This window comes from Lactobacillus apis (genome assembly GCF_002837055.1).
Lineage (GTDB): Bacteria > Bacillota > Bacilli > Lactobacillales > Lactobacillaceae > Lactobacillus > Lactobacillus apis.
The window spans coordinates 1-2,382 of sequence record NZ_PDKP01000040.1 but is presented as its reverse complement, the minus strand read 5'-3'; the positions used below and the strand labels follow the sequence as shown (position 1 = coordinate 2,382).

Below are 2,382 nucleotides of genomic sequence, written 5' to 3'. Positions count from 1 at the left end.
AACTAGGGGTTCACACGGTCCAGTAACTGGAGCCGATGTGATTATTTATCATAAGGATGAAACTGGTAAAACTCTTGCTCCTGAAGAAATCATAGAGGGTAATTTAGGTGATGGATACGTTTCAATGTATAAAGAGATTTCTGGCTACACTTTAAAACTTCGCCCAACCAATGCCACTGGATTCTTCGATTCAGTTCCTCAACAGGTTACTTACGTATATACCAAGGTTAAATCTGCTAGCGAAGCTTCCTTGGCTGGAAAACCTAAAAAGACAAAACGTAAAAACAAACGCAAGCACAGTACTTCAAAAATTAAGAACAAAAAAGCTCATAAACAGAACCGTTCTAAAAATAAACGAAAACGCAATACTTCAAAAATTAAGAACAAAAAAGTTCATAAACAGAACCACTAAAAAAAATAAACGCAAACATAATAGTAAATATTACTACTAAAAATAAATAGTTAATTTTAAAAACCACCTAGCTTTATAAAAGTACTTGACTGATTCTAAAATAATTTCAATCTAAAAGTTCACAGAGTAACTATTTATCAAACAATATTTAAGCCCCAAATAACGTGCTTGTTAGTTTTTAAATAGTAGAGCATAAGTTATTACTGTCTTCAAATTTTTGTTAATTTGAATGAACTAGGAAAATGCTGACTCATAATTTTAGTGTTTCAAATATAGCAAAAAAGCTCTGACGTTTTATAAAACGTCAGAGCTTTTTTCTGATAAATTATATTCCTAAATCTTTTCGTAATTGTAATGCTTCTTCGTCATTGCCTAGTTGAATTAAAGCATCCTTTAAACCTAGAACTGGTTTGCCATCACGATCTGGAGTTGTTTGACCGTGGGCCAGGGAGCTGAGGATTGCTTCGTTGACGATATCAACAGTAACTCTGAAGTAACGGTCAATCTTATCATCAGTGATTGCCTGAATGGTACTTAATTCATGCTCAGGAAAATGGCTGACGCGATTCGCGGTTGAAAAGGCAAGAGTAATTTCACCGCTGCCGTTACCACTGAATGAGCCGCTACGTGTGATTCCGATACTAGAGCGTTTTGCAATTCGTTTTAATTGACGTGAATTAAACGGAATGTCAGTAGCAATTATAGTAATGATACTACCTTTCTCTTTGCTATCTTTATTTTCAACAAACTTTTTACCAATTGCATGACCATAAATGTTTAAGTCGGTGCTGAGACCGAAGTTGGACATGACAAGTGCGCCCATAGTAAAAATTTTACTGTCGATTTCTACCTGTCTTGAAGCAGAACCGATACCGCCCTTGAGTTCATAGCAACGCATGCCTGTACCACCACCAACGCCGCCTTCTGCAAAGTCAGTAGTTGAAGCATCAAATGCAGCGTTGACATCGCCCTCGGTAACACCTAAATCGCGGATATGGTTAATTGAGCTGTCATTGCATTCCATAATAATTGGATTAACGCTACCAGTCGAAAGACCAATTTCAGGATTCTCGTCAAGCATTCTTTTGACAAGAGCCATTGAAGCAGTTCCAACGCTTAAGGTGTTAGTTAAAACTAGCGGTGTTTCAATTGTTCCTAATTCATTTACTTGTACAAGGCCGGTGCTTTTGCCGAAGCCGTTAATGACATGAGCGGCGGCCGGCATTTTTTCGCGGAAGATATTGTCCTGACAAGGTTTAACTACTGTTACGCCTGTTCTAAGGCGGTCAGTAACAATGGTTTTATGGCCGACTGTAATGCCAGCAACATCTGTAATTAAGTTTTTTGGTCCGGGCTTAGTATCGCTAAGCGCAAATAAAAGTGGTTTGTTAAGTCCCATTTTTGCTCCTTTTAATTAAAAATTGTCTTCTTTTATTTAAAACTGGTCAAGTGCTTTTATGCAAGATAAAAACCACTTAGCTTTATAACGCTAAGTGGTTTTTAATTTGCCATTTGTTACTTAAGGTAATTAGTCTTTTTTCCGCTTAATCCAAGCCAGAGCGGCCGCACTAGTGGCACTAATTAAACCTAAAGCAGTTGTTAGAAGCTGCGCAAGCTTATTTTTACCAGTTTTTGGTAATTGCTGTGTAGTAGCCTCATTACTTTTTGGCGTATTATCTTCAAATTTATTGACCTTTTTATTGACCTTATGATAACTGGTTTCCGTGATCTTAGGCTGTCTAGTCTTTTGATGTTGATGATTATTCTTACCATTTGTTGCAATTTCAGGAACATCCTCCTGGGCGTCAGTATTTACCTTACTGTAGACATATATAACGCTCTTTGAATCTTTACCGAAAAAGCCAACGGCATTACTTGGTCTAGATTTTAGTTCATAGCCTTTAATTTCTTTAGCGGCAGTGACATAACCATCACCAATTTTACCACTTAAAACTTCATCAGCGGTAAGT

General features: G+C 37.1%; 3 protein-coding genes. 1 reads left to right on the top strand and 2 read right to left on the bottom strand.

Annotated features, from left to right (window positions below; translation table 11 throughout):
* Positions 1-412 (top strand): MucBP domain-containing protein (locus tag CRG87_RS07670; RefSeq protein ID WP_165775984.1); only part of this gene is annotated, 412 nt, incomplete at its 5' end.
* A 325-nt stretch (positions 413-737) separates the two neighbouring features.
* Here the strand turns inward: CRG87_RS07670 and CRG87_RS07665 are convergent.
* Positions 738-1,811, bottom strand: coding sequence for a P1 family peptidase (locus tag CRG87_RS07665; RefSeq protein WP_074426430.1), 1,074 nt, complete (start codon positions 1,809-1,811; stop codon positions 738-740).
* 129 nt (positions 1,812-1,940) lie between these two features.
* Positions 1,941-2,382: MucBP domain-containing protein (locus CRG87_RS07660; RefSeq protein WP_207763442.1), on the bottom strand; the 442-nt coding region annotated here is incomplete at its 5' end.